Genomic DNA, 26,973 nt, shown 5'->3' with positions numbered 1-26,973 from the left:
ATGACAATCGCAAAGGGCCGCGGAGATGTCATCTGGCTCCGCGGGCGCAGAATCGTGCGCGCTCCTCTCGACATGCTGGATCGGGCAGGCGACCAGATGTCGTTCTACGCGCGGGCCATCGCCTGGACCCCACGCACCCTCGTCCACTACCGCAAGGAGGTGCTGCGGCTGCTCGCCGAGGTCACCTTCGGCAGCGGCGCGCTCGCCGTCATCGGCGGCACCATCGGCGTGATCGCGATGATGTCGGGATTCACCGGCGTCGTCGTGGGCCTGCAGGGCTACGCCGCCCTCGAGCAACTCGGCTCCTCGGTGCTCACCGGCTTCCTGTCGGCATACGTCAACACGCGCGAACTCGCGCCGATCGTGGCGGCGCTGGCACTGTCGGCGACGGTGGGCTGTGGCTTCACCGCCCAGCTCGGTGCTATGCGGATCAGTGAGGAGATCGATGCGCTCGAGGTGATGGCGGTGCCGTCGGTGCCGTTCCTCGTCACCGCCCGGATGATCGCCGGTTTCGTCGCCGTCATCCCGCTGTACATCATCGGCCTGCTCGCCGCGTACCTCGCGACACGCGTGATCAGCACAATGTTCAACGGGCAGTCGTCGGGTTCGTACGACCACTACTTCAACCTGTTCCTCCCACCGGAGGACGTGCTGTACTCCTTCGCGAAGGTTCTCGTCTTCGCGTTCTTCCTGATCCTCATCCACTGCTACTACGGCTTCAACGCCAGCGGTGGTCCCGCCGGCGTCGGCGTGGCTGTCGGCCGTGCCGTGCGCACCGCGATCGTCACGATCGCAGTGCTCGACTTCTTCCTCAGCCTCGCCATCTGGGGTACGACCACGACCGTGAGGGTGGCCGGATGAACTCGACCCCCTCGACCCTCAAGCGGAGGGTCCTCGGCCTCATGTTCTTCGTCGTGCTGGGACTGTTCCTGTTCGTCACGATTGCGATGTACAACAAGACCTTCAAGAAGGTCGTCGAGGTGGACCTCGTGACCGACGAGGTCGGTAACGCGCTGCCGCTGAACGCGGACGTCAAGGTGCGGGGACTGATCGTCGGCGAGGTTCGCGGCACGACGGCCGAGGGCGGGACGGTGACCGCGCATCTCGCGCTCGAACCGGACAAGGCCGCCCTGATCCCCGCGAACGCGACCGCCCAACTGCTGCCGAAGACGTTGTTCGGCGAACGGTACGTCTCGCTGATCCTGCCGGACCAGCCGGCGCGCCCGGTCCAGGCAGGGGACACCCTGGTGCAGGACACGAGTGCCGAAACCGTCGAACTCGGCCAGGTGCTCGACGGGCTGCTGCCCCTCCTGGAGGCCATCCCGCCGCAGGACCTCGCGAACACCCTCGGCGCCCTGGCTCAGGGCCTGAGCGGCCGCGGCGAGACCCTCGGACAGACCGTGGACCGGCTCGAACAGGTGTTCCGTGAGGTCAATGTGGAACTCCCGGCCGTGCAGGAGGACCTGCGCGGACTCGCGGACTTCTCCCAGACCTACTCCGACGCCGCGCCCGATCTGATCAGTGCCCTCGACAACCTGCGCACCACCGGCAACACGGTGGTCGAGCAGGAGAACCAGCTCGAGACGTTGCTCGTCACGGCGACAGGAGCGTCGTCGGCGACCGCCGGGCTGCTCGAACAGAACGCAGCCTCGATCATCAGCATCGCCGCCGACTCCAAGCAGGCCCTGCAGTTGCTGGCGCGGTACTCGCCGTCGTACCCGTGCATGCTGAAGGGCTTCGCCGACGCGGCGCCCGCGGCTGCCGGCGTGCTCGCGGCCGACGACCCGTTCCCCGGCGTCCGGGCGAGCGTCCAGTTCGTCAATCCGAAGGGCCGGTACCTGCCGAACCAGGACGAGCCGCGCCTGCTCGATACTCGTGGCCCCACCTGCTACGACAACGTCACGGCTCCGGGACGGTTCTTCCCGCAGTACCCCGGCGGCTCCATCAACGACGGCTCCTACCAGGTGCCGTCCCGGAATCCGGGACCGGAGTCCATGTCCTACTTCCCGGCGCCCGAGGGGTCCGGGGTGCCGGACGACGTCGGCGAGCTGACCGGGACGACCCCGGCGACGACGCAGGTCTCGTACTCCGGGTCCCGTGCCGAGCAGGACGCCCTCGACGTCGTGTATGCGGAGGCGACGGGCATCGCGCCCGAGGACGTGCCGACCTGGACGACCCGCCTGGGTGCGCCTGCGCTGCGTGGAACGGAGGTGAGCTTCCGATGAGAGGCCTGGCAGCACCGCTGATCAAGTTGATCGTCTTCGCCGTGGTGACGATCTTCGCCACCGGAATGCTCGCGGCAACCATCGCGAGCCTCGGCGGTGGGGGCGGGACGAAGTTCCACGCCATCTTCTCGGACGTGACCTCGCTCAACGAGGGTGACGACATCCGGATCGCCGGCGTCCGGGTCGGCCAGGTCGAGAAGATCGAGATCGTGGACCGCAGCGAGGCGCGCGTGACGTTCTCGGTGTCCGATCGGGACTGGCTGCCCGCCGCGACCACGGCGACGATCCGCTACCGCACGCTCGTCGGCCAGCGGTACATCGCTCTCGACCAGGGCGAGGGCATGCAGGGGATGAAGCTGACCGACGGCGACACCATCCCGCTCGAACGCACCAAGCCGGCCGTGAACCTGACCACCCTGTTCAACGGTTTCCGCCCCCTGTTCCAGACCCTCAGCGCCGACGACGTCAACCGACTCTCGTCCCAGATCGTCCAGGTGTTCCAGGGCGAATCCGGAACCGTCGACGACCTGGTGCGCACGACGGCGAGCCTGACCAACACGATCGCCGACAAGGACCGGGTGATCGGTGCGGTCATCGACAACCTGAACTCGGTGCTCACCAACATCAACGAGCGGGACGAGCAGCTCGACTCGCTGCTCGTCAACACCCAGGCGCTGGTCAGCGGGCTTGCCGCCGACCGCGACACGGTGGGTGCGGCCGTACAGTCGCTGGCCGGGCTGACGGACGCGACGGCCGATCTGCTCGAGCCGACCCGGCCGGCGATCGCCGGTTCGATCACGGCGGTCGAGCAGCTCGGGGCGAACCTGAACAACAACCGCGACGCGGTCGACGAGGTCCTCGCGACCCTTCCGGTCAAGCTCGAGAAGCTGGGCCGGGTCGCGAGCTACGGGTCGTGGTTCCAGTTCTACCTGTGCGGCATCGACGTGATCGCCGGGCCGGGTTCGGTTCCGTACCTGAATCTGCCGACCGGTCTGCCCACGGTGAACCAGCCGATCTACACCAACGCCGCGAAGCGCTGTACGCAGGACGGGATGCAGGAGTTGCAGGGACGATGAGCAGACGTCGCAGTCCGGCCGTGTCCGGCGCCCTCGGAATTCTCGTGGTCCTGCTGGCCACCCTGTCGGCCTTCTTCCTGGATTCGCTGCCGATCATCGGGGCGGGCGCCACCTACCGCGCGGAGTTCACCGAGGCGGCCGGCCTCAAGCCCACCAACGAGGTGCGCATCGCCGGCGTCAAGGTCGGCCAGGTCACCGACATCGAACTCGACGGTGACCGGGTGCTCGTGTCGTTCAAGGTCAAGGACGCCTGGCTCGGCAACGACACCTCCGCCTCGATCCAGATCAAGACCATCCTCGGCCAGAAGTACCTCGCCCTCGAACCTCGGGGCACCGAGGTGCTCGATCCGGACGACCGGATCCCGTTGTCGCGCACCGTCGCCCCGTACGACGTGATCGAGGCGTTCTCGTCGGCGGCCACCACCCTGGGCGAGATCGACTCCGAGCAGTTGGCCACGAGCTTCGACACCCTCTCGGAGGCGTTCTCCCAGACACCGGACGACATCCGGGCCTCGCTGGACGGGGTCACCAGGCTCTCGCAGACCGTGGCGAGCCGGGACCAGGAACTGAAGCGGCTGCTCGAGGCGACCGGCCGGACGTCGCAGATCCTTGCGGACCGCAACGCGGAGTTCAATCGACTGATCAGCGACGGAGCACTGCTGATCGCCGAACTCAACAATCGCCAGCAGGCCATCTCACAGCTGCTGACGGGGACGCAGCGTCTGTCGGCGGAGCTGACCGGCCTGGTTCGCGACAACGAGGCGACGATCGGTCCGGCGCTCGATCAGCTGCGGGGTGTCGTCCAGATCCTGCAGGACCGGAACGACGACCTGGACCGGGCGATGAAGCTGTACGAGCCGTTCGTCCGGCTGTACTCGAACGTCGTCGGCAACGGCCGCTGGTTCGACCAGGTCGTCGTCAACCTCATTCCGCCCGGATTGCCCGAGATCCCCGGATACCGCGATCCGGTTCGCACGTTGGGAGAGAACTGATGTCGCATGCCGAGTCCGGTGGCGGCTCCCGGCGCGGCCCGATCGTGCTGATCGCCGCGATCGTCGCGGCCGTGGTGCTGATCGCGGGCGTGCTGTGGTGGGTCTTCAACCGCATGGGCACCACCGAGATCACCGCGTACTTCGACAAGGCCGTCGGCGTGTACGAGGGGTCCGACGTCCGGGTCCTCGGCGTGGAGGTCGGTAAGGTCACCGCGGTCGTCCCGGAAGGGGACCAGGTGCGGGTGGACATGCGTGTCGACCGTGGCGTCGACATCCCCGCCGATGCCAAAGCCGTGCAGATCACCCCGTCGGTCGTCGCGGACCGCTACGTGCAGCTCGCCCCCGCGTACACCGGTGGCGAGACGATGACCGACGGCGCCGTCATCCCGCGGGAACGGACCGCCACCCCGGTCGAGGTGGACGAGCTGTACGCCAGCGTCGACGAGCTGTCGCGGGCTCTCGGCCCGGAGGGCGCGAACAAGGACGGGGCACTGACCCGCTTCGTGGAGACCGGCGCCGAGAACCTCGAGGGCAACGGTGCTGCGCTCGGCCAGACCATCGAGCAGCTCTCCGCTGCGTCGCGCACGCTGAACGAGTCGCGGGGTGACCTGTTCGGCACCATCGAGAACCTGCAGATCTTCGTGTCCGCACTGGCGGCGAACGATCAGCAGGTGCGCGAGTTCAATACCCAGCTGTCGGACCTGTCCGGCTATCTGGCCGGTGAGCGGGAGAACCTCGGGCTGGCGCTGAATCAGCTGTCGGAGTCGCTCGGGGTGGTCGCGCAGTTCGTGAACGACAACCAGGCGGCGCTGAAGGACAACGTGGACGCCCTGGTCCCGGTGACGAACAACCTCGCCGCAAACCGGGATTCACTGGTGAACTCGCTGACCCTGCTGCCCCTGGCGGTGAGCAACCTCGTCAACTCGTACGACGCGGAGTCCGGGTCGCTCGCCTCCCGCCTGGTGGTGACCGATCTGCAGGACCCGGCCGGCGTGATGTGCAAGCTCATCGATCTGGGTCGGCTCGTGCCGGGCGACCCGAGGTTCGAGCAGCTGGGCCGGCAGATGCAGCCGCTGATCGACCAGTGCTCCGGCCTCGCCGAACAGATCACCAACGACATCCGGACCCCGGATCTGATCCTGCCGTTCGGTGTCCTCAGCGGCGAGAACATCCAGCGTCAGGTGGTGCCCGGCACGGTGCCCGGCGTCGAATCCCAGCGCCTGAACCTCGAGGAGGGCGGACAGTGAGACGCTCGGTGATTCTCGGTGCCGGAGCATGCGCGACGGCCCTCACGGTGTCTGCGTGCGGTGGCGCCGAGAGCCTGCCCCTGCCCGGTGGCGCGGACGTCGGCTCGGACCCCATCCACGTGACCGTGCAGTTCGACGACGTGCTCGACCTCGTGCCGCAGTCGACCGTCAAGGTGGACGGCGTGCCCGTCGGCCGGGTGGAGACGGTCTCCGTGGGACCCGACGGGTGGACCGCGGACGTCGGGATCGTGGTGGACTCGGCGGTGGAGTTGCCGGCCAACGCGTATGCGGCGGTGGAACAGACCAGCCTGCTGGGCGAGAAGTTCGTCCAGCTCACTCCGCCGCCGAGCGACCCGTCGAGCGAACTGCTCGCCGACGGCGACGTCATTCCGCTGGACCGGACCCGGCACGCCACGGAACTCGAACCCGTACTCGGTGCCCTCTCGCTGCTGCTCAACGGTGGCGGCGTCGGCCAGTTGCAGCCGGTCGTCGAGGAGCTGTCCACCGCGTTCGAGGGACGCGAAGGTACCACGAAAAGCCTTCTGCAGCAGGCGGATCGGCTCATCGACGGTCTCGATCAGCAACGCAATGACATCACCCGCGCCCTCGACGGCCTCGACGTGCTCACCGTCCGGGTCGCGGAACAGAACGAGCGTGTCGCGGCGATCCTCGACGACCTTCCGGTGGCCACGGCGGTGCTCGAGCAGCAGCGTCCCCAGCTGACGGAGCTGCTCGTCCAGCTCGACCGACTGGGAACCGTGGGCACCGACGTGCTCGACCAGTCCAAGGAGAACCTGATCGCGGATCTGCTGGCCCTGCGCCCCACCCTGCAGCAGCTCGCCGCGTCCGGGGACGACCTGGTGAAGGCGCTGCCGTTCATCCCGACGGTGCCCTTCCCGGACGGGGTCGAGAGGATCGCCCTCGGCGGCTCGGTCAACCTGTTCCTCGCCGTGGACTTGCAGATCGGGGACGCGCTGGCTTCGCTCGGCGTCGGACAGGGTGATCCGGTCTACCGGCAGCCGAAGTTCGGTGAGCCCAAGCCCGTCGTGGATCCGTCGAATCCGTACTACAACGGCAACGGGCCGAGACGGGGCTGGCCCACGGTCTCGCTGCTGCCGGAACTCCCGGAGCCGAGGCTGCCGGCGGGACTCGAACTGCCGCCGGGGGTGACGCTGCCCGGCCTGCCCGCCGCGGCGCCGGACTCCGGTGCGGCGCCGGCCAATCCGCTGGAAGGCCTGCTCGATCAGCTCGGAGTCGGGGGAGGGCGATGATGAGATCGCGGTTGCTGCGGGTACAGATCGTCGCGTTCGTGGTGATCGCGCTGCTCGGCGTGGTGTTCGTCGGTGCGCGGTACGTGCGCCTCGACAACCTGCTCGGGTTCGGGCAGTACACCGTCCACGCCCGGTTCGCCGATTCGGGTGGCATCTTCACCAACGCCGAGGTCACCTACCGGGGTGTGCCGGTCGGGCGGGTGGGGGAACTCGGTCTGACCGAGGACGGCATCGACGTCACCCTCCTCCTCGACAACGGCGGGCCGCAGATCCCGGCGTCGACCCGCGCCGTGGTGGCGAACCGCTCGGCGATCGGTGAGCAGTACGTCGACCTGTTACCGGACACCGACGAGGGTCCGTACCTCGAGGACGGATCGGTGATCGGGGAGGACGCCACCGATGTGCCGGTGCCGGTGCAGGACCTCCTGGTGAGCACGAACGCGCTCGTCCGCTCGGTGCCGGTGGACTCGCTGCGCACGGTGGTGACCGAACTGGGGGCCGCGTTCGACGGCCGCGGCGGCCAGCTGCAGACCCTCGTGGACTCCCTGGCCCAGCTCAGCGACGCCGGAGTGCAGTACCTGCCTCAGACGGTGTCGCTGATCCGCGACAGCCAGACCGTGCTCGACACCCAGTCGGTGCAGGCGTCGGCGATCCGGCAGTTCAGTGCGGACCTGGACCTGGTGACCGCGCAGCTGCGCGACAGCGACCCGGACGTCCGGCGCCTCCTCGAGACCGGGACCGCGGCGAGCGAGGAACTCACGCAGCTGGTCGCGGACTCGGGCCCCGGTCTGACGGCGAACCTGACGAACCTGGCGTTGCTCGGCGACAAGCTCGGCCCGCAGGCCGTAGCCCTGCAGCCGCTGCTCGCGTTCCTGCCGGCCGTCGCGGCCAGCGCCGGGACCGTCGCGCCCGGCGACGGAACGGTCCGGCAGGGCATCCTGTTCGAGACGAACAACCCGCCGTCGTGCACCATCGGGTACGAGGGCACCCAGGCGATCCTCGACGAGATGCAGCGCCGTGACCCCAACTTCGACGACACCCAGCAGGACTTCCCGTTCAACACGGAGGCGTCCTGCGAGGTTCCGCAGGGCAGCGTCACCGGCGTGCGCAGCGCGAACCGGATCGTGTTCGCCGACCCGGCCACGATCCAGCCGTGGGACTTCACACCGAAGAAGGACCCGGACAAGCTCAATCTGAATCCGATCGCGACGCAGCTCGCGCCGCTGCTCGGAGTCACCCCGAAGTAGGTAAGTAGGTTGGTGTAGTGAGTTCAGACACGACGTCCCGTCCCCCGCAGACGGCGGGGGCGGGCGGCGACAAGATGCGCAGGATCGTTCTGGTAGTGGTGAGCGTGCTGGCGGTGATCGCGCTCGCCGCGGCCGCCTGGTTCGGCTTCGGATGGGGGCGGACCCTGCTCGTGGACCGTCCGGCCGCCGAGGCGCGGGACGCCGCCCTGTCCGGGGCGATGCAGGCCGCGATCAATCTCAACAGCGTCGACGCCGCCGATGTCGACACGTCGATCGAGAACATGCGGTCCTCGATCACCGGCGAGGCCCTGAACAACGATCTCGCCGCGACGGAGCAGCAGATCCGGGAACAGGTGGCCCAGACGGGCACGGGCATGTCGGCAGACGTGCTGTTCGGTTCGCTGACGGCGCTCGACACGGACGCCGACACGGCGCAGGCCCTGGTCGTCCTGGCGGTGAAGACCACCTGGCCCGACAACTTCGTCGAGAACAAGGTCACCGTGAACGTGGCGATGCGCAAGGACGGCGACGTGTGGAAGGCGGAGACGATCCAGCCGCTGGACTCCGTGCAGCTCGGTGCCGGGCCGGCGGAGGGAGCGCAGCAACCCGCGCCGCCCGAACCCACCCCCGTGCCCCCGGCCGAACCCGGACCCGCCGCAGGCGAGTGAGCCGATGAAGGAGAATGTGTAGTGCCCCCGCAGCGTCGCAAGCCCAATCCGGCCGGTCCTCCGAGGGGCCGACGGCCCAAGATCGCGGGGACGGGCCGGACCCCGGCTGCGGGCGGTGCCGCCCGCCCCGAGCCGACCCCGACCGAGCCGACCCCGACCGAGCCGACCTCGACCGAGCCGACCTCGACCGAGATCGCCCCGACCGCGTCCACCCCGCCCGAGCCCACCCCGTCTCCGACGGCCCGGGCGGGAACGGCGGCCCCCGAAGCAACCGGGTCCGAGCCCTCGGCGGCCCCGATAGGGCAGGACTCCGACTCCGACCTCGAGAGCGCCCCGGAGCCGCGTGAACCGTCGCCCGTCGACGACGGTGGGGACGTGGCGGAACCGGCAGCGCAGACCGGCGGCACCGTCTCGCGCGGCAGCTGGCGTCCGGTGGTGATCGTCGGCGGTGCCGCGCTTGCGCTCGGTGCGTTCGCCGCGGTCGCCGCCGCCCGTCCCGGGGCGACGGTGACCAACGAGGCATGGGTCGACAGCGCCGCGACGTCCGAGGTCACCGCCGCCGCCGGCAATGCGATCGAGACGATGCACGGCTACAACCACGAGACGATCGACGAGGACTTCGCCGCGATCCGAGAGGTCCTCACCCCGCCGATGCGGGAGGAGTTCGATCTGACCGCGGATGTCACCAAGCAGGCCGCGGTGCAGACGCACACCGCGACGGAGGTGCGCATCGACCACATCGGTGCGTCGATGCTCGACGACGACCGGGCCGAGGTCGCGGCGTTCATCAGCGTCAGCGCGACCGGCGACGCGGTCGCCCAGGGCAGTGCGTCGGCGCCGCTGCTGGTGCGGATGGAGAAGATCGACGGCAAGTGGCTGGTCTCCGAGATCCGGGACCGCTGACGAGCGCGGTGACCGGGGATCGGCCCGGTTGCTCTTGACGCGGACGGCGTGAGCGGTCACTCTATCGGTACGCACGCACGAATATGCGTCCTGGGCGCCCGGGGTCGGGCGCTTCTTTTCGTGCCGTCGCTCGACATCTGCGACTTTTGGGTGTAAGTTCGGACTTTGCGCTGGCTGCCTCCTGTCCATCTCTCGACCGCATCGCGGGGAGCGTTGCCCTCCGGGGTTCGTTCCGCCGACTTCGCGGTGGGGTTGTCTTTCGGGTTGCAACCAGCGATAACGCCCCACATGAAGAAGCAGGTACAGCGGCGGTCGCACCGGTTGGAGCGGCCCGCGTGAGGTGCTGGAAGGACGCATCTTGGCAGTCTCTAGCCAGACCAAGGCAGTTGCCGGAATCCCCGGAGCCCCGAAGAGGGTCTCGTTCGCGAAGATTCGCGAACCTCTCGAAGTTCCCGGGCTCCTCGATCTACAGACAGATTCCTTCGAATGGCTGATCGGCTCCGAGCGCTGGCGCGCGCTCGCCGCCGAACGCGGTGACGGTCCCGTCGTCGGCGGCCTCGAGGAGATCCTCGCGGAGCTCTCTCCGATCGAGGATTTCTCCGGGTCGATGTCCCTGTCCTTCTCCGACCCGCGCTTCGACGAGGTCAAGGCCTCGGTCGAGGAGTGCAAGGACAAGGACATGACGTACGCGGCGCCGCTGTTCGTCACTGCCGAGTTCATCAACAACAACACCGGCGAGATCAAGAGCCAGACGGTCTTCATGGGTGACTTCCCGATGATGACCGACAAGGGCACCTTCATCATCAACGGCACCGAGCGCGTCGTCGTCTCGCAGCTGGTGCGTTCGCCGGGCGTGTACTTCGACCGCACGGTCGACAAGAGCACCGAGAAGGACCTGCACAGCGTCAAGGTGATCCCGGGCCGCGGCGCGTGGCTCGAGTTCGACGTCGACAAGCGCGACACCGTCGGCGTGCGGATCGACCGCAAGCGCCGCCAGCCGGTCACGGTGCTGCTCAAGGCGCTCGGCTGGACCAACGAGCAGATCGTCGAGCGCTTCGGTTTCTCCGAGATCATGATGTCCACCCTCGAGAAGGACAACACGGCCGGTACCGACGAGGCTCTGCTGGACATCTACCGCAAGCTGCGCCCGGGCGAGCCGCCCACCAAGGAGAGCGCGCAGACCCTGCTGGAGAACCTCTTCTTCAAGGACAAGCGCTACGACCTGGCGCGCGTGGGACGTTACAAGATCAACAAGAAGCTGGGCCTGAACGCCGGCCAGCCGATCGAGGCGTCGACCCTCACCGAGGAAGACATCGTCGCCACCATCGAGTACCTGGTGCGCCTGCACGCCGGTGAGAACACCATGACGGCGCCGGGCGGCGTCGAGGTTCCCGTCGAGGTCGACGACATCGACCACTTCGGCAACCGTCGCCTGCGTACCGTCGGCGAGCTCATCCAGAACCAGATCCGCGTCGGCCTGTCCCGTATGGAGCGCGTCGTCCGTGAGCGGATGACCACCCAGGACGTCGAGGCCATCACGCCGCAGACGCTGATCAACATCCGTCCCGTCGTGGCTGCGATCAAGGAGTTCTTCGGAACCTCCCAGCTGTCGCAGTTCATGGACCAGAACAACCCGCTGTCGGGTCTGACCCACAAGCGCCGCCTCTCGGCGCTCGGCCCGGGTGGTCTGTCCCGTGAGCGCGCCGGCCTCGAGGTCCGCGACGTCCACCACTCGCACTACGGCCGCATGTGCCCGATCGAGACCCCGGAAGGCCCGAACATCGGCCTGATCGGCTCCCTGTCGGTGTACGCGCGGGTCAACCCGTTCGGCTTCATCGAGACCCCGTACCGCAAGGTCGAGGACGGCATCGTCACCGATCAGGTCGACTACCTCACCGCCGACGAGGAGGACCGCCACGTCGTGGCACAGGCCAACTCGCCGGTCGACGCCGACGGCCGCTTCAGCGAGGAGCGCGTCCTCGTCCGCAAGAAGGGCGGCGAGGTCGAATTCGTCGCGGCGACCGAGGTCGACTACATGGACGTCTCGCCGCGGCAGATGGTGTCCGTGGCCACGGCCATGATCCCGTTCCTCGAGCACGACGACGCCAACCGTGCCCTCATGGGTGCGAACATGCAGCGTCAGGCCGTGCCGCTGGTGCGCAACGAGGCTCCTGTCGTCGGTACCGGCATGGAATTGCGTGCCGCCGTCGATGCGGGCGACGTCGTCGTCACCGAGAAGTCCGGCGTGATCGAGGAGGTCTCGGCCGACTTCATCACCGTGATGGCGGACGACGGCACCCGCCGCACCTACCGTCTGCGCAAGTTCGACCGCTCGAACCAGGGCACCTGCTCGAACCAGCGGCCGATCGTGGACGAGGGGCAGCGCGTCGAGTCCGGCCAGGTCCTCGCCGACGGCCCCTGCACCGAGAACGGTGAGATGGCACTCGGCAAGAACCTGCTCGTGGCGATCATGCCGTGGGAAGGCCACAACTACGAGGACGCGATCATCCTGTCGCAGCGCCTCGTCGAGGAGGACGTGCTCACCTCGATCCACATCGAGGAGCACGAGATCGACGCCCGCGACACCAAGCTCGGTGCCGAGGAGATCACCCGCGACATCCCGAACGTCTCGGACGAGGTCCTCGCGGACCTGGACGAGCGCGGCATTGTGCGCATCGGCGCCGAGGTGCGCGACGGCGACATCCTCGTCGGCAAGGTCACCCCGAAGGGCGAGACCGAGCTGACCCCCGAGGAGCGGCTGCTGCGCGCGATCTTCGGTGAGAAGGCCCGCGAGGTGCGTGACACGTCGCTGAAGGTGCCGCACGGTGAGACCGGCAAGGTCATCGGCGTCCGCGTGTTCTCGCGCGAGGACGACGACGATCTGCCCCCGGGTGTCAACGAGCTCGTCCGCGTGTACGTGGCGCAGAAGCGTAAGATCCAGGACGGCGACAAGCTCGCCGGCCGGCACGGCAACAAGGGCGTCATCGGCAAGATCCTCCCGCAGGAGGACATGCCTTTCCTGCCCGACGGCACCCCGGTGGACATCATCCTCAACACGCACGGTGTCCCGCGTCGTATGAACATCGGCCAGATCCTCGAGACGCACCTCGGCTGGATCGGCAAGGCCGGCTGGAATGTCCAGGTCGCCGGCGACGGTGAGCGTCCCGAGTGGGCGAAGAACCTGTCCGACGACATGCTCGCCGCCGATCCGGACACCAACATCGCCACCCCGGTGTTCGACGGTGCCCGCGAGGACGAGCTGACGGGTCTGCTCGGCTCGACGCTGCCGAACCGTGACGGCGAGGTCATGGTCGGCGCCGACGGCAAGGCGACGCTGTTCGACGGACGTTCCGGCGAGCCGTTCCCGTACCCGGTGTCGGTCGGCTACATGTACATCATCAAGCTGCACCACCTGGTCGACGACAAGATCCACGCCCGTTCGACCGGCCCGTACTCGATGATCACCCAGCAGCCGCTCGGTGGTAAGGCGCAGTTCGGTGGCCAGCGGTTCGGCGAGATGGAGTGCTGGGCCATGCAGGCCTACGGTGCGGCGTACACGCTGCAGGAGCTGCTCACCATCAAGTCGGACGACGTGGTGGGTCGCGTGAAGGTCTACGAGGCCATCGTCAAGGGCGAGAACATCCCGGAGCCGGGTATCCCCGAGTCCTTCAAGGTGCTCCTCAAGGAACTCCAGTCGCTGTGCCTGAACGTGGAGGTGCTCTCCAGCGACGGCGCGGCCATCGCGATGGCCGACGGCGACGACGAGGACCTCGAGCGGGCGGCGGCCAACCTGGGCATCAACCTTTCCCGCAACGAGTCGGCCACGGTCGACGACCTCGCGAACTAGGAGCCGACCCGATGAGATGCACTCCCGCACGGCGGACTGCATCTCGTCGGGCCCCGGCAGCAACAGCGACAACTAGCAGCAACAAAACCCGTGAAGGGGAAAGGAAGTTACGTGCTCGACGTCAACTTCTTCGATGAACTCCGCATCGGCTTGGCCACCGCGGAGGACATCCGCAACTGGTCGTACGGTGAGGTCAAGAAGCCGGAGACCATCAACTACCGCACGCTCAAGCCCGAGAAGGACGGCCTCTTCTGCGAGAAGATCTTCGGCCCCACCCGGGACTGGGAGTGCTACTGCGGCAAGTACAAGCGTGTCCGCTTCAAGGGCATCATCTGTGAGCGCTGCGGCGTCGAGGTGACTCGCGCCAAGGTGCGCCGCGAGCGCATGGGCCACATCGAGCTCGCCGCGCCGGTCACGCACATCTGGTACTTCAAGGGTGTGCCGAGCCGCCTCGGTTACCTGCTCGACCTGGCGCCGAAGGATCTCGAGAAGATCATCTACTTCGCCGCGTACGTCATCACGGCCGTGGACGACGAGCTGCGCCACAACGAGCTCTCGACCCTCGAGGCCGAGATGGAGGTCGAGAAGAAGTCCGTCGCCGACCAGCGCGACGCCGACCTCGAGGCTCGCGCGCAGAAGCTGGAAGCCGACCTGGCCGAGCTCGAGGCCGAGGGTGCCAAGTCCGACGTCCGCCGCAAGGTCAAGGACGGCGGCGAGCGCGAGATGCGTCAGCTGCGCGACCGTGCCCAGCGTGAGCTGGACCGGCTCGAGGAGATCTGGAACACCTTCACCAAGCTCAAGCCGAAGGACCTGATCGTCGACGAGCTGCTCTACCGCGAGCTGCAGGACCGTTACGGCGAGTACTTCACCGGCGCGATGGGCGCCGAGTCGATCCAGAAGCTCATCGAGAACTTCGACATCGACGCCGAGGCCGAGTCGCTGCGCGAGACCATCCGCAGCGGCAAGGGCCAGAAGAAGCTGCGCGCCCTCAAGCGACTGAAGGTCGTCGCGGCGTTCCAGCAGTCCGGCAACTCGCCCATGGGCATGGTCCTCGACGCGGTGCCGGTGATCCCGCCGGAGCTGCGCCCGATGGTGCAGCTCGACGGTGGCCGCTTCGCGACCTCCGATCTCAACGATCTGTACCGCCGCGTCATCAACCGCAACAACCGCCTCAAGCGACTGATCGACCTCGGTGCCCCCGAGATCATCGTCAACAACGAGAAGCGGATGCTGCAGGAGTCCGTGGACGCGCTGTTCGACAACGGCCGTCGCGGCCGGCCGGTCACCGGTCCGGGCAACCGTCCGCTCAAGTCGCTGTCCGACCTGCTCAAGGGCAAGCAGGGCCGGTTCCGTCAGAACCTGCTCGGCAAGCGTGTCGACTACTCGGGCCGTTCGGTCATCGTCGTCGGCCCGCAGCTCAAGCTGCACCAGTGCGGTCTGCCGAAGCTGATGGCTCTCGAGCTGTTCAAGCCGTTCGTGATGAAGCGTCTGGTCGATCTGAACCACGCGCAGAACATCAAGTCCGCCAAGCGGATGGTCGAGCGGCAGCGTCCGCAGGTGTGGGACGTCCTCGAAGAGGTCATCAACGAGCACCCCGTGCTGCTCAACCGTGCTCCCACGCTGCACCGTCTCGGCATCCAGGCGTTCGAGCCGCAGCTCGTCGAGGGCAAGGCCATCCAGCTGCACCCGCTCGTGTGTGAGGCCTTCAACGCCGACTTCGACGGCGACCAGATGGCCGTGCATCTGCCGCTGTCGGCGGAGGCGCAGGCCGAGGCCCGTGTGCTGATGCTGTCGTCGAACAACATCCTGTCGCCGGCATCGGGCCGTCCGCTCGCCATGCCGCGTCTGGACATGGTGACGGGTCTGTTCCACCTGACCCGTCTGGTCGAGGACGCGCCGGGTGCGTACCGGCCGGCCACCGACGGTGAGCCGGAGCAGGGCGTGTACTCGTCTCCCGCCGAGGCGATCATGGCCGTGGACCGCGGCGTGCTGTCGGTGCAGGCCCCCATCAAGGTGCGCCTGGAGCAGCAGCGTCCGTCACGGGACATCGAGACGGAACTGTTCCCCGACGGCTGGAACTTCGGCGACGGCTGGACCGTGCAGACCACGCTCGGTCGCGTGCTGTTCAACGAGCTGCTGCCGGTGAACTACGGCTTCGTCAACGACGTCATGCCGAAGAAGCGTCAGGCCGCGATCATCAACGATCTCGCCGAGCGCTACCCGATGATCGTCGTCGCGCAGACCGTCGACAAGCTCAAGGACGCCGGCTTCTACTGGGCCACCCGTTCGGGTGTGACCGTGTCGATGGCGGACGTGCTGGTGCCGCCGGAGAAGAAGGACATCCTCGAGCGCTACGAGGCGTCGGCGGATCAGCTCGAGCGCAAGTTCGCTCGTGGTGCCCTCTCGAAGGAGGAGCGGCGCGACTCGCTCGTCAAGCTGTGGCAGGAGGCGACCGAAGAGGTCGGTCAGGCCATGGAGGCCCACTACCCGGACGACAACCCGATCCCGACGATCGTGAAGTCCGGCGCCGCGGGCAACATGACCCAGATCCGCTCGCTCGCGGGCATGAAGGGTCTGGTGACGAACCCGAAGGGCGAGTTCATCCCGCGCCCGATCAAGTCCTCGTTCCGCGAGGGCCTGACCGTGCTCGAGTACTTCATCAACACCCACGGTGCGCGTAAGGGTCTGGCCGACACCGCGCTGCGTACCGCCGACTCGGGTTACCTGACCCGTCGTCTGGTGGACGTGTCGCAGGACGTCATCGTCCGCGAGACCGACTGCGGCACGCCGCGCGGTATCGAGATGATCATCGCCGAGCCCGAGCGGGACGGGACGGGCGCCGAGACCGGTCGCCTGGTGCGCGACGCCCACATCGAGACCAGCACGTACGCCCGTACGCTGGCCACCGATGCGGTCGACGCGGGCGGCAACGTCGTCGTCACCCGGGGCAGCGACCTCGGCGACCCGGCGATCGAGGCGCTGCTGGCCGCCGGCATCCGGAAGGTCAAGGTCCGCTCCGTGCTGACCTGCGACACCGGTACCGGCGTGTGCGCCACCTGCTACGGCCGCTCGATGGCGACCGGCAAGCTCGTCGACATCGGCGAGGCCGTCGGTATCGTCGCCGCCCAGTCCATCGGTGAGCCCGGTACGCAGCTGACGATGCGTACGTTCCACCAGGGTGGCGTCGGTGAGGACATCACCGGCGGTCTGCCCCGCGTGCAGGAGCTGTTCGAGGCCCGTGTCCCGAAGGGCAAGGCGCCCATCGCCGACGTCTCCGGTCGCGTGCGACTCGAGGACGACGACCGCTTCTACAAGATCACCATCGTCCCGGACGACGGTGGCGAGGAGGTCGTGTACGACAAGCTGTCGAAGCGTCAGCGTCTGCACGTCATCCGTAAGGCGGACGGGACCGAAGGTGTCCTGACGGACGGCGACCACGTGGAGGTCGGTCAGCAGCTGCTCGAGGGTGCGGCCGATCCGCACGAGGTGCTGCGGGTCATGGGACCGCGCCAGGTGCAGGTCCACCTCGTCAACGAGGTCCAGGAGGTGTACCGCAGCCAGGGTGTGTCGATCCACGACAAGCACATCGAGGTCATCGTGCGCCAGATGCTGCGCCGCGTGACGATCATCGACTCGGGGTCGACGGAGTTCCTCCCCGGATCGCTGGTCGAGCGCAGCGAGTTCGAGGCCTCGAACCGGCGCGTCGTCGCCGAGGGCGGGGAGCCGGCTGCCGGCCGTCCCGTGCTCATGGGCATCACGAAGGCGTCGCTGGCCACCGATTCGTGGCTGTCGGCGGCGTCGTTCCAGGAGACCACTCGCGTGCTGACCGACGCGGCGATCAACTGCCGCTCGGACAAGCTGATCGGTCTGAAGGAGAACGTGATCATCGGCAAGCTGATCCCGGCCGGCACCGGCATCAACCGGTACCGGAACATCCAGGTGCAGCCGACCGAGGAGGCCCGCGCGGCCGCGTACGCGATCCCGTCGTACGAGGATCAGTACTACTCGCCGGAGGGCTTCGGCCAGAACACCGGCGCCGCGGTCCCGCTCGACGACTACGGTTACTCCAGCGACTACCGGTAGAGCCGTCGCCGCAGCCGGTCCGCCGGCCGCGGTCAGGCACCTGCCGTAGCCACGAAGGTCCCGCCCTCTTCTCTTCGGGGGCGGGGCCTTCTGGGTTCCGGGGGTACCCGCGCGGCAGCACGGTCGATCCGATAGTTTGGGTAGGCACTCCTAATTCTTCGAAGGGAACGCCAGTGCCGTCGACCCGAATCCCGAGGTTGCTTGCCGCAGCCGGTTTCGCTCTCACGTTCGCCTTGACCGCGTGCTCGTCGGGAGGCGACGACCCCGCCGAGGCGTCCGGGCCGGGCGGGGGCGCTTTCCCTGTGACGATCGAGCACGCCCTCGGTGACACCACGATCGAGACCGAGCCCGAACGGGTGGTCACCTGGGGCTTCGGGAGCACCGATGCCGCCCTCGCCCTCGGGGTCGTCCCCGTCGCCATGCCGGCACAGTCGTACGGCGGTGACGAGCAGGGCGTCCTGCCGTGGATCGGAGACGAGCTCACCGAACTCGAGGCCGAGACACCGACAATCCTGCAGAACGACGGCACGGACGTGCCGGTCGAGCAGATCGCGGCGGCCCGCCCGGACGTCATCCTCGCCAACTACTCCGGGCTCACCCAGGACCAGTACGACACCCTCAGCCGGATCGCTCCCACGGTCGCGTACCCCGGTGAGCCGTGGGCCACCCCGTGGCGCGACGTCGTCGCCACGGTCGGGCAGGCGCTGGGCCGCTCCGACGACGCAGAGCGCCTGATCGCCGACACCGAGGCGATCATCGCCGACAAGGCCGCGGCGTATCCGCAGCTGCAGGGCCGCACCGTCGCCGCGGTGTGGGACACGGGCGACACGTTCTACGTCTACAAGCCCGCCGATTCGCGCGTGGAGTTCCTCACCGACCTCGGTCTCGTCAGCGCCCCGAGCGTGACCGAACTGAGCACGGACGAGTCCAGTTTCTACTTCACGATGAGCTTCGAAGAGGCCGGCAAGCTCACCAGCGACATTCTCCTCTCCTACGCCGACGACGCCGCAGCGCAGGAACGCACGCTCGCCCAGCCGTGGGCACAGACCATGCAGCAGGTCACCGAGGGCAGGGTGGCGACGGTGAACGGCACCGAACTGATCGCCGCGGTGTCGCCCCCCACGGTCCTGTCCCTGACCTGGGGGATCGACGCCTATCTGGAGGCGCTCGCCGCGGCGGTGAAGTAGCGGCTCCCGGTCAGCGCGGGATGTGGAAATCGACCAGGGTGGCCCCACGGGCGCCGAGGTCGTGCCACGTCCCGCGCACCTCGAGCACCGCCACGGCGGAAGTCGGGAACTTCTCGAGGATCTGACGGGCCGCGTCGGAGTCGTGGTCGGCCGAGAGCAGCAGCGTCGTCGCCGACAGGACGGGCTCGTGTCCCACGACGAGCAGCGTGGACACGTCGTCCGGAACCCGGCGGATCGCGTCGACGATCCGCTTCGGCGTGGCCTCGTAGAGATCGTCGAGGAAGTCCGTGGCCGCCTCGACGGCGGCCTCTGCGAGCGTCTTGCGGGCCCGCGTCGCGGTCGAACACAGCACGGCGTCGACGGGGGGCTGGTGGGCCCGCAGCCAGCGCCCGGCGAGACCGGCCTCACGCCGCCCTCGGGGGGCGAGCGGGCGCTCGTGATCGGCGACGCCGTCCGGGTACGCGGACTTCCCGTGCCGCAACAGGATCAGGGTGCGGGTCATGGGTTCACCCTAGGCGGTGACGTTCACCGGCGGCCGACGCGTGCCACCGCCCGCACCTCGTCGTCGACCGTGAACCACAGGGTCAGCGAGTCGGCGTCGTGCCGGGCCCGCAGAACGAGCGTGTCGCCGGCGACGACCGGTCGAAGATGCTCGATCGCCGCACGATACGGAGCGGTCTGCAACTCCGGCCGTCCGGCCAGGTGCTCCTCGATGCCGTGCCAGTAGGCGGCGTTGTTGACGTGGTCGAACGGATCGATGTCGGTGGCCCGCAGCGGGAAGTGCGTGCCGGCGTCGGCGTCGGCGGACGGTGTAGGCGGCAACCACGCCCGCCACCGCAGGCGGGTGTCCGCGGCGTGACGAGCCATGTGTTCCCAGAGTCGGTCGCTGATCCGAGCCGGCATGCCGTTGGTGGGCCCGATGTTGATCCAGAACGCCGAGGTGTCCATCGCGGCGCCGCCGGTGCCCTCGAACCGCACGCGGACGTTGGCCCACCGGGTGGACAGGGCATCACACCACCGGCGCAGTTCGAGCTGTTCCCGGAAGCGGGCCGGCCGGTGCACGTCGACGACGGTGCGGCGCACGATCCACAGCGGATCGGTGTCGGTGGCGTCGACGGCGTCGAGGTTGTCGGTGCCGATGTCCTGCAGGTAGCGGGCCACGCCGTCGAGCCGGAGCCGTTCCCGGCTGTCGACGTCGCCGGTGCGCACCGTGCGCGTGGACCGGAACGCGTCGTCGGGCGGGGGAGTGGTGTCGAGGGGCTGCGCCCACGCGTCCTCCGGTGCGGGCTTTCCCGGTGCCGCTTCCGCAGCGGTGTCCGCGGTTGCCGCTGCCGCGGCGGTGTCCGAACCCATGCGTCCCCCTGGTCTTCGTCGGGCCCCGCCGATTCTGACAGTTGCGGGGCTGGGCCGCAGCGAATCTTGCGAGGGGCGAACCCCGAGGCTACAGTCGATATAACTGTTACCGGATGTCACATGAAATCCGGTCCCGGCTCTTCGAGGACGCGACATGGCCTACGTGATCACCCAGACATGCTGCAACGATGCGAGCTGCGTCGCCGTGTGCCCGGTGAACTGCATCCATCCCACCCCGGAGGAGCGCGAGTTCGCGCAGACCGAGATGCTGCACATCGATCCGCAGACCTGCATCGACTGCGGCGCGTGCGCGGACGCCTGCCCGGTCGAGGCGATCTTCCCCGAGGACCGGCTCACCGAAACCCAGGCCCGGTTCAAGGACATCAACGCCGACTACTACACGGCGCACCCGATGCCCGAGAACTGGAACCCGCTCACCCCGACCCCCGCCCCGCCCCGGGGGCAGGAGACCCTGCGGGTCGCGGTCGTCGGAGCCGGCCCCGCGGCGTGCTACGCCGCGCAGGAACTGCTCGAGCGCTCGAACGTCGAGGTGGAGATGTTCGACCGGCTGCCGACCCCCTGGGGCCTGGTCCGCAGCGGCGTCGCGCCCGACCACCCCGGGACCAAGGCCGTCACCGAGTCGTTCGAATGGTCGTTCCGTCGCGACGCGTTCGCCCTGCACCTCGACGTCGAGGTGGGCCGCGACCTCGACCACGACGAGCTGCTCGCCCATCACCACGCCGTCGTCTACGCCACCGGCGCATCCGCCGACCGCAGCCTCGGCATTCCCGGCGAGGACTTGCCCGGCAGCCACGCCGCCACCGAGTTCGTCGCCTGGTACAACGGCCACCCCGACTACGCCGACCGGGCCTTCGACCTCTCCGGTGACCGCGCGGTCCTCGTCGGCAACGGCAACGTCGCACTCGACGTCGCCCGCATCCTCACCATGGACGTCGACGAACTGGCCCGGACCGACATCGCCGACCACGCCCTCGAGGCGCTGCGCCGGAGCAACATCCGTGAGGTCGTCCTGCTGGGCCGCCGCGGACCGGCCCAGGCGGCCTACAGCAATCCGGAATTCCTCGCCCTCGGTGATCTGAACGGGGTCGACGTCGTCGTCGACGAGTCCGAACTCGACCTCGACCCCGCCAGCGCGCAGCTCGCCGCGGCGGATCCGGCGGTCGCCATGCGGATGCGGCTCGCCCGCGAATACGCGCGCCGCGAACCCCGGCCGGGAAACAAGCGCATCGTGTTCCGTTACCTCGTGTCACCCACCGAGATCGAGGGCACCGACCGGGTCGCGGGCCTGCGGGCGGTGCGCAACGAACTGATCCCCGGCGACGACGGTGCGCTCGTCGCCCGCCCCACCGAGCAGGCTCTGCACCTCGACGCGCAGCTGGTGCTGCGCTCGATCGGCTACCGCGGGGTTCCGCTCCCGGGGGTGCCGTTCGACGAGCGGCGCGCGATCGTCCCCAACGAGAACGGGCGGGTCACCGGGGCCGGACCGGGTGTGTACGTCACCGGGTGGATCAAGCGCGGACCGAGCGGCGTGATCGGAACCAACAAGGCATGCGCCAAGGAAACCGTCGCGGCTCTGCTCGCCGACTTCGACGCCGGTCGGCTCACGCGGCCGGCGTACGGCCGGCGGGAACTCGATCGCCTGCTCGGGCAGCGGCGCCCGAGCCGCGTGGGACTGAGCGGATGGCACGAGATCGACGAGGCCGAGCGCGCCGCCGGCCGTGCGGCCGGCCGGCCACGGGTCAAGCTGACCGATCGCGCACGCCTGACGACGACGGCGGCCGGCCGCCCCCGGTCGGGGCGCGGCCTGCTGCGTCTGGTCCGCCGATAACCGGTTGGGGCTTCGCCTGCGGCGGCACTAGAATCGTCCGACGGTGCCCGGCACCGCCCGCGGCGACGTCCGCCGGGGGAGCGCAGGCCGGGAGGTCGATCCGCCGCGCTGTCGGGGCGCGCGCTGGTCGCCGGGCACGTCGAGGGTGACACGCAGTCCACGCCGGCGGTGACACGCGGCTCGTGCCGAGACGGTCGTCGCCGTCCGGCACTGCCCGGCCCTCGACTCCGTTCCGGCAGGTCCGCCTGCCCTCGCGCCTCGAGAGGACCTACCCATGACAGCCCCCCATGCGGGCCCGGCCGCCGCGCCGGTGAGCGACAAGCTCGACGCGGCAGTTCTGAAGATCGCCTCGGTGGTGGTGCTCGGCGCCATCATGTCGATCCTCGACGTGACCGTCGTCTCCGTCGCCGTGCCGACGTTCATGAAAGAGTTCGACTCCAGCTACGCGACCGTCGCGTGGACGATGACCGCCTACACGCTGGCCCTCGCCAGCGTGATTCCGCTCACGGGCTGGGCCGCGGACCGGTTCGGCACCAAGCGCCTCTACCTCGCCGCACTCGTCCTGTTCGTCGCCGGCTCCGTGCTGTGCAGCATGGCGTGGGACATCACCTCGCTCATCGCATTCCGGGTCGTGCAGGGCCTCGGGGGCGGCATGCTCATGCCGTTGGGCATGACGATCATGACCCACGCGGCGGGCCCGCACCGGGTCGGCCGCGTGATGGCGGTGCTCGGCATCCCGATGCTGCTGGGCCCGATCGGCGGCCCGATTCTCGGCGGGTGGCTGATCGACACCGCCAGCTGGCACTGGATCTTCCTGATCAACCTGCCTATCGGTGTCGTGGCGCTCGTCGCCGCCGTGGTGATCCTGCCCAAGGACCGCCCGAGCCGGTCCGAGTCCTTCGACTTCGTGGGCATGGCGCTCCTGTCGCCGGGGCTGGCGCTGTTCCTGTTCGGTGTCTCCTCCATTCCGGAGGTCGGCACCGTTGCCGCGACGCGGGTCCTCGTTCCGGGCGTGATCGGCGTCGCGCTGATCGTCGCCTTCGTGTTCCACGCCTTGCGCGCCCGGAACCCGCTGATCGACCTGTACCTGTTCCGCAACCGCCAACTGACGTTCGCGGTACTCACCATGTCGGTGTTCGCGATCGCGTTCTTCGGCGCAGGTCTGCTGTTCCCCAGCTACTTCCTCCAGGTGCGGGGCGAGTCGACCCTGGCGGCGGGCATCCTGCTGGCACCACAGGGCCTCGGCGCCATGCTCACCATGCCGATCGCCGGCCGGCTCGTCGACCGGATGGGTCCCGGGAAGATCGTGCTCGTCGGCCTGACCCTCGTCACGCTCGGCATGGCGGTCTTCACGCAGGTGGGCACGGACACCTCCTACGTCCTGCTTCTCGGCGCGCTGTTCGTCATGGGCATGGGAATGGGCGCCACGATGATGCCGACGATGACGGCCGCCCTGCAGACGCTGACCCATCAGAGCGTGGCCCGCGGGTCGACGCTGATGAACATCGTCCAGCAGGCCGCCGGTTCCGTGGGCACCGCGACCATGTCGGTGATCCTGAGCAGCCGCCTCGCGACCCCGGCGGGGGCACCCGAGGGCGGCGGGCAGATGGACCCGGCGGCGCTCGACCAGATGCCCGCACCCGTCCAGGAGTCGATTCTCACCTCGCTCGCCGACGCCTTCGCGACCACGTTCCTCGTCGCGACGGTTCTCATGGCGCTCGCGGTGATCCCCGCGCTGTTCCTGCCGCGCACACGCGCGAAGTATCCGGCAGGAGAGGGACTGCAGCCGGTCGTCGTCCACTGAACCACCCGTCGGAAGGGCCGTGACGTACGTCGCGGCCCCTCCGCGTGTCTGCGGCTAACCTCGTTCCGGCACCACGACGGCGACCCGAACGGACGTTTTCATGAGCATCGACCCCACCCCCGACCGACGCCCCGCGCCGACAGGCGGACAGCCGCGCCTGTGCCGACGCGCCCTCTTCGGCGGGGCCGGCGCCGTCGCCGCCGCCGCGGTCCTGTCCGCGTGCAGCGCCGAGACCGAGGAAACCGACAGCACCCCCGCAGCGCCGACCACGCCGCCGGAGCCCGGTCCGGACGCCGCGGTCGTCGCCGCCGCGGCCGACATCCCGGTGGGCAGCGGCGTCCTGTTCGCCGACCGGCGTCTGGTGGTGACGCAACCCGTCGCCGGGGACTACCGGGCGTTCGTCGCATTGTGCACGCATTCGGGGTGCAACATCACCGGTGTCGTGGCCGACGAGATCGTCTGCGACTGCCACGGCAGCCGGTTCCGCCTGGACGGGACCGTGAGCAGAGGTCCCGCCCGCAAACCGTTGAAGGCGCGGCCGGCCGGGGCCCGCGGTGCGGACGTCGTGGTCGATTGATCCGCGCGATCCGCTGAGCGGACGGGGGAGGCCGGAGTAGATTCGACCGCGACATCATCCCTGAAGTGCTGACCGGCAAAGGGGACCCCATGGTGCGCAGGGGGCCGTTGATCACCTTGGCGGCGGTGGTGGTCCTCGCCGCCGTGCTGCTCGCGGTGAATGTCTCCAAGGAGGACGACGACGCGACGCCGGCCCCGGCTCCCGCCGCGACGGCGGCGCCGGACTCCACCACCACGACGACAGCGACCCCGGCCGCAGTGGAATTCCCCGCGCAGGCCACCTACGTCGGACAGATCCCCGTCGCGACCGGAACACTCACGCTCGCGATCGCCGTCGAGGGCGGGGACGCCGTCGCGTACGCGTGCGACGGCAGCGCGATCGAATCGTGGCTGGCCGGCGATGCAGACGCCGGCCGGCTCGACCTCGAGGGCCGGGAAGGAGCCCGTCTCGACGGCGACTTCGACGGCCAGACGGTGCGCGGCACCCTGTGGCTCGGTGACCGCAGCTGGACCTTCGACGCCGCGCCGGCCGAACCTCCGGCCGGCCTCTACCTCGCGAACGTCGGCGATGTCCGGGCGAGCTGGATCGTCACGCAGGACGGGACCGTCACGGGTGTGCTCCGCGGCGGCGACGGCGGCACCACACCCGCCCCTGCCCTCGCGCCGGACGGGACGGCGGTCGTCGACGGGGAGACCGTGACCGCGGACCCGGTGTCCGGCAGCGACACATTCTGACGGTGCCACCGGGTGGTGACGCCGAGAGGAGGACGGATGAGCACACCGCAGGTCCATCCCACCGCGCCGCCGCGAACGACCCCGGTGATCGTCGCATTCCTGGTCGGCGCCCTCGTCGCGGTCGGCCTCGGTGTCTACGGCAGCGTGCACGAGCCCGCCTTCTTCTCGATCAACGTCGCTGGGTTCTCCAGCCCGACCGCCGTCAAGACGTGGCTGGCGACCCTCGCCGGTGTGCTGGCACTGGTGCAACTCGTCTCGGCGGCCGGGATGTACGGACGGTTGCCGGGACTGCGCGCGCCGAGCTGGATCGGGACCCTGCACGTGTGGTCGGGTCGCCTCGCCGTGCTGGCCACCGTCCCCGTCGCCGTGCACTGCCTGTATGCGCTCGGTTTCCGCACCGGTGAGCCGCGGGTGCTGTGGCACTCGCTGGCCGGTTGCCTCCTCTACGGGGCGTTCGTGACCAAGATGCTGCTCCTCAGCCGGCGGGGCCTGCCGGGATGGGCGGTTCCCCTGGCCGGCGGTGTCCTGTTCACGGCGATCGTGGTCGTGTGGACGACCTCGGCGCTGTACTTCTTCCGCACGACGGGCATCACGTTCTGACGCCCCAACCCACTGTGTCCCTCCCACGATCGGAGCCGGAAATGGATCTCGAGCAGTTTCCCGTCAGCCGCCGTTCGGTGCTGCTGGGGGCCGGGGTGGCCGCCGTCGCTGCCACCGCGGCCTGCAGTACCTACGGCGACGAGCCCGCCTCCGGGCAGACCTCCGCAGCGCAGGATGCCGGCAGCGGGACCCCGGCCGGCGCGTCCGCAGGACAACCGCTTGCGGCTGTCGCCGACATCCCCGTCGGCGGGGGACAGGTCTTCCCCGATCAGAAGGTCGTGGTGACCCAGCCGGTCGCGGGCGAGGTGCTCGCCTTCAGCGCGATCTGCACTCATCAGGGTTGCACGGTCGCAGCCGTGCAGGACGGCACGATCAACTGTCCCTGCCACGGCAGCCGGTTCAACCTCGACGGCACCGTCGCGAACGGCCCTGCCGCGCGTCCCCTCGAGAGCAGGGCCGTCACCGTCGACAACGGCGAGATCACGCTCGCGTAATCGGGTCCGCCGTCCGGCCGCCGGATCGCCCGGGGCCGCACCGGGATAGGGTCGACTGCGTGATCGGACCTCTGCGCGACTGGCGGCCGCGGGCGTTGCGTGAAGGCGGCGAACCCGACGCCCGCTTCACTCTCGCCAACGAACGCACGTTCCTCGCGTGGATCCGCACCGCGCTCGGCGTCATCGCGGCGGCCGTCGCGCTCGAGACCTTTGCCGGCGACGTCGTGGGACCGGTGGTGCGGACCACACTGTCGTGTGCGCTGCTCGTGTTCTCTGCGGTCCTGGTGATCGCCGCCCTGCGGCGCTGGCTGCAGATCGAGGCCGCGATGCGCACCGAACGCCCCCTGCCGCCGCCGCGGATCGCCTTCCTGCTGGCGGCGATGCTGGCGGTCGGGGCTCTGGCCCTCACCGTGGCTCTCCTGGTATGAGCGCGCCGCGGACCGGCCGACGATGAGACATGACGACCCCGGGTTGCAGCCCGAGCGCACCACTCTCGCGTGGCTGCGCACGGCGACCGGGCTGGGAGCGGTGGTCCTGCTGTTTCTGCGCCTGGCCCCCGGCCCCGCCCCCGTGGTGGTGACGATCGGCCTGCTGTGCCTGGTCCCGGCGCTCGTGCTGCTCGTGACGAGCGGACGCGAGCACCGCGCCCGGGTGAGCCGCTTCATCGAGGGACGGGCGAGGCACCACTGGTGGCGCAACATCGTCCTGACCGTCACCGTCGTGGTCCTCGCGCTCGCCGCCGCCACGCTCATCGTCACGTCGCAGGTGTGAGCGCCGCGCCTATGCGCGCCGTCTACCTCCGCAGCACGCTCGCCA

At 69.1% G+C, this 26,973-nt stretch carries 22 protein-coding genes; 20 read left to right on the top strand and 2 right to left on the bottom strand.

What is annotated here, in order from left to right:
• The 12 genes from ACM26Y_RS17990 (at position 1) to ACM26Y_RS17935 (ending at position 18,746) form a co-directional block, all read left to right on the top strand.
• Positions 1–861 carry an MlaE family ABC transporter permease gene (locus ACM26Y_RS17990; protein ID WP_040783020.1) on the top strand — a complete coding sequence of 287 codons (861 nt, stop codon included), beginning with the start codon at positions 1–3 and terminating at the stop codon, positions 859–861.
• The gene (locus tag ACM26Y_RS17985) at positions 858–2,225 is read left to right on the top strand and encodes an MCE family protein (protein ID WP_416061507.1); all 1,368 of its coding nucleotides are present in this window, start codon (positions 858–860) and stop codon (positions 2,223–2,225) included. The genes ACM26Y_RS17990 and ACM26Y_RS17985 overlap by 4 nt, the downstream gene beginning before the upstream one ends.
• On the top strand, positions 2,222–3,301 hold the full coding sequence (locus ACM26Y_RS17980) for an MCE family protein (RefSeq protein WP_003937626.1): 1,080 nt from the start codon (positions 2,222–2,224) through the stop codon (positions 3,299–3,301). The genes ACM26Y_RS17985 and ACM26Y_RS17980 overlap by 4 nt, the downstream gene beginning before the upstream one ends.
• A complete protein-coding gene (locus tag ACM26Y_RS17975; protein ID WP_003937627.1) occupies positions 3,298–4,293 on the top strand; it encodes an MCE family protein in 996 nt (331 codons plus the stop codon). The genes ACM26Y_RS17980 and ACM26Y_RS17975 overlap by 4 nt, the downstream gene beginning before the upstream one ends.
• A complete protein-coding gene (locus ACM26Y_RS17970; protein ID WP_003937628.1) occupies positions 4,293–5,540 on the top strand; it encodes an MCE family protein in 1,248 nt (415 codons plus the stop codon). The genes ACM26Y_RS17975 and ACM26Y_RS17970 overlap by 1 nt, the downstream gene beginning before the upstream one ends.
• On the top strand, positions 5,537–6,811 hold the full coding sequence (locus ACM26Y_RS17965) for an MCE family protein (RefSeq protein ID WP_289381910.1): 1,275 nt from the start codon (positions 5,537–5,539) through the stop codon (positions 6,809–6,811). Before ACM26Y_RS17970 ends, ACM26Y_RS17965 begins: the two co-directional genes overlap by 4 nt.
• Positions 6,811–8,058 carry an MCE family protein gene (locus ACM26Y_RS17960; protein ID WP_416063705.1) on the top strand — a complete coding sequence of 416 codons (1,248 nt, stop codon included), beginning with the start codon at positions 6,811–6,813 and terminating at the stop codon, positions 8,056–8,058. Before ACM26Y_RS17965 ends, ACM26Y_RS17960 begins: the two co-directional genes overlap by 1 nt.
• A 95-nt stretch (positions 8,059–8,153) precedes the next feature.
• On the top strand, positions 8,154–8,726 hold the full coding sequence (locus ACM26Y_RS17955) for a type II restriction endonuclease (RefSeq protein ID WP_003937631.1): 573 nt from the start codon (positions 8,154–8,156) through the stop codon (positions 8,724–8,726).
• A gap of 21 nt (positions 8,727–8,747) precedes the next feature.
• A complete protein-coding gene (locus ACM26Y_RS17950) occupies positions 8,748–9,629 on the top strand; it encodes a hypothetical protein (protein WP_416061506.1) in 882 nt (293 codons plus the stop codon).
• Positions 9,630–9,969: 340 nt separating this feature from the next.
• Positions 9,970–13,476, top strand: a complete 3,507-nt coding sequence (locus tag ACM26Y_RS17945; RefSeq protein WP_003937633.1) for a DNA-directed RNA polymerase subunit beta — start codon at positions 9,970–9,972, stop codon at positions 13,474–13,476.
• A gap of 111 nt (positions 13,477–13,587) precedes the next feature.
• Positions 13,588–17,559 (top strand): DNA-directed RNA polymerase subunit beta', encoded by a 3,972-nt coding sequence (locus ACM26Y_RS17940; RefSeq protein WP_003937634.1) that lies wholly within the window; start codon positions 13,588–13,590, stop codon positions 17,557–17,559.
• Between the two features lie 302 nt (positions 17,560–17,861).
• Entirely contained in the window at positions 17,862–18,746 is an 885-nt protein-coding gene (locus ACM26Y_RS17935; protein ID WP_416061505.1) for an iron-siderophore ABC transporter substrate-binding protein, read from the top strand.
• Between the two features lie 10 nt (positions 18,747–18,756).
• Here the strand turns inward: ACM26Y_RS17935 and ACM26Y_RS17930 are convergent, their stop codons facing one another.
• Both ACM26Y_RS17930 and ACM26Y_RS17925 read right to left on the bottom strand, forming a co-directional pair.
• Positions 18,757–19,248: a SixA phosphatase family protein gene (locus ACM26Y_RS17930; RefSeq protein WP_003937636.1), complete on the bottom strand. Its 492-nt coding sequence runs from the start codon at positions 19,246–19,248 to the stop codon at positions 18,757–18,759.
• Positions 19,249–19,271: 23 nt separating this feature from the next.
• Entirely contained in the window at positions 19,272–20,099 is an 828-nt protein-coding gene (locus ACM26Y_RS17925) for an acyl-[acyl-carrier-protein] thioesterase (RefSeq protein WP_416061504.1), read from the bottom strand.
• A 154-nt stretch (positions 20,100–20,253) separates the two neighbouring features.
• Between ACM26Y_RS17925 and ACM26Y_RS17920 the strand changes: the two genes are divergently transcribed.
• The 8 genes from ACM26Y_RS17920 (at position 20,254) to ACM26Y_RS17885 (ending at position 26,928) form a co-directional block, all read left to right on the top strand.
• Entirely contained in the window at positions 20,254–21,948 is a 1,695-nt protein-coding gene (locus ACM26Y_RS17920; protein WP_416061503.1) for an FAD-dependent oxidoreductase, read from the top strand.
• Positions 21,949–22,222: 274 nt separating this feature from the next.
• A complete protein-coding gene (locus ACM26Y_RS17915; RefSeq protein WP_289381263.1) occupies positions 22,223–23,752 on the top strand; it encodes a DHA2 family efflux MFS transporter permease subunit in 1,530 nt (509 codons plus the stop codon).
• Positions 23,753–23,852: 100 nt separating this feature from the next.
• Positions 23,853–24,329, top strand: a complete 477-nt coding sequence (locus ACM26Y_RS17910; RefSeq protein ID WP_416061502.1) for a ubiquinol-cytochrome c reductase iron-sulfur subunit — start codon at positions 23,853–23,855, stop codon at positions 24,327–24,329.
• Between the two features lie 89 nt (positions 24,330–24,418).
• Complete coding sequence (locus ACM26Y_RS17905) at positions 24,419–25,063, top strand: hypothetical protein (protein WP_416061501.1); 645 nt, start codon at positions 24,419–24,421, stop codon at positions 25,061–25,063.
• A gap of 36 nt (positions 25,064–25,099) precedes the next feature.
• Positions 25,100–25,663, top strand: coding sequence for a DUF6529 family protein (locus tag ACM26Y_RS17900; protein WP_289381269.1), 564 nt, complete (start codon positions 25,100–25,102; stop codon positions 25,661–25,663).
• Positions 25,664–25,704: 41 nt separating this feature from the next.
• A complete protein-coding gene (locus ACM26Y_RS17895; protein WP_003937643.1) occupies positions 25,705–26,157 on the top strand; it encodes a ubiquinol-cytochrome c reductase iron-sulfur subunit in 453 nt (150 codons plus the stop codon).
• A 59-nt stretch (positions 26,158–26,216) separates the two neighbouring features.
• Complete coding sequence (locus ACM26Y_RS17890; RefSeq protein WP_003937644.1) at positions 26,217–26,585, top strand: YidH family protein; 369 nt, start codon at positions 26,217–26,219, stop codon at positions 26,583–26,585.
• Between the two features lie 22 nt (positions 26,586–26,607).
• Positions 26,608–26,928: a DUF202 domain-containing protein gene (locus ACM26Y_RS17885; RefSeq protein ID WP_371383494.1), complete on the top strand. Its 321-nt coding sequence runs from the start codon at positions 26,608–26,610 to the stop codon at positions 26,926–26,928.
• Positions 26,929–26,973 lie beyond the last annotated feature (45 nt).

Source organism: Rhodococcus indonesiensis (assembly GCF_047782815.1).
GTDB lineage: Bacteria > Actinomycetota > Actinomycetes > Mycobacteriales > Mycobacteriaceae > Rhodococcus > Rhodococcus indonesiensis.
This window is presented reverse-complemented; position numbering and strand designations above follow the sequence as displayed.